Below are 506 nucleotides of genomic sequence, written 5' to 3'. Positions count from 1 at the left end.
TGTCAAACGGCGTTGAAAATTGACCCCCTATCGGCGTCCAAAATTGACCCCTCTGTTGGTTGTCCTGGGCTGGCGGCGAGGCGCGTAGCCATCAGCTAGCGCAGCGCGTCGCCGCCGGGTGAGCCGCGTGAGATTCAGCTGCCCGGAGGGGGTCTGGGGGAGGTTGRATAGATTGTGGATCAAGCCCTGGTCTTGAGACGCCAGCTGTCGTTTCCGGTCTCGACGATGTCGCAGTGATGGGTCAGGCGGTCGAGGAGCGCCGTGGTCATCTTGGCGTCGCCGAAGACGGTGGGCCATTCGCCGAAGGTCAGGTTGGTGGTGATGATCACCGAGGTGCGCTCGTAGAGCTTGCTGATCAGATGGAAGAGGCGCTGGCCGCCGGACTGGGCGAAGGGCAGATAGCCCAGCTCGTCGAGGACGACGAGATCCAGGCGCGAGAGCTGGGCGGCCAGAGCGCCGGAGCGGCCCTGGCGGGCTTCCTCCTCGAGCCGGTTCACCAGATCGAC

At 64.6% G+C, this 506-nt stretch carries 1 protein-coding gene; it reads right to left on the bottom strand.

The window, feature by feature from the left end; genetic code table 11:
* Positions 1-179 precede the first annotated feature (179 nt).
* Positions 180-506: ATP-binding protein (locus AC1DCG_RS25100; protein WP_477041752.1), on the bottom strand; the 327-nt coding region annotated here is incomplete at its 5' end.

The organism is Caulobacter sp. 10L414 (assembly GCF_056395525.1).
This window is presented reverse-complemented; position numbering and strand designations above follow the sequence as displayed.